At 40.3% G+C, this 549-nt stretch carries 2 protein-coding genes; both read left to right on the top strand.

Annotation, left to right across the window (positions count from 1 at the left end):
• The coding region (locus IEZ04_RS36400) for a hypothetical protein (RefSeq protein ID WP_229821498.1) at positions 1-207 on the top strand (207 nt) is incomplete at its 5' end.
• The coding region (locus IEZ04_RS36395; RefSeq protein ID WP_229821497.1) for a hypothetical protein at positions 198-549 on the top strand (352 nt) is incomplete at its 3' end. The genes IEZ04_RS36400 and IEZ04_RS36395, both read left to right, overlap by 10 nt.

Below are 549 nucleotides of genomic sequence, written 5' to 3'. Positions count from 1 at the left end.
ACGACTACAATTCTTGTGGTGGTTGATAGGCTTTCAAAGTATACACATTTTGTGGCCATGACACATCCACATTCGGCTATGGGAATTGAAAAACTCTATGTGGATCACATCATGAAAATTCATGGAATGCCAAGAAGTATTATCACGGATAGGGACCGAGTCTTCATGAGTAATTTTTGGAAGGAATTCCTTATGATATGCAACTGAAACAAGTTCTTGCTAATGGTAAAAAGGGAGCTTTGAATGTAGGGGCTGTTCTTATTTTACCTGAGGGGTTTGAATTAGCCCCCCCCGATCGTATTTCGCCCGAGATTAAAGAAAAGATAGGAAATTTGTCTTTTCAGAACTACCGCCCTACTCAAAAAAATATTCTTGTGATAGGGCCTGTCCCCGGTCAGAAATATAGCGAAGTAACCTTTCCTATTCTTTCTCCAGACCCCGCTACTAAGAAAGATGTTTACTTCTTAAAATATCCCATATATGTAGGCGGGAACAGGGGAAGGGGTCAGATTTATCCCGACGGTAGCAAGAGTAACAATAATGTTTATA

Source organism: Streptomyces ruber, from assembly GCF_014648075.1.
In the GTDB taxonomy this organism is placed as follows: Bacteria; Actinomycetota; Actinomycetes; order Streptomycetales; family Streptomycetaceae; genus Streptomyces; species Streptomyces ruber.
The sequence above is the reverse complement of the archived record's forward strand: the minus strand, read 5'-3'. Positions and strand labels throughout refer to the sequence as shown.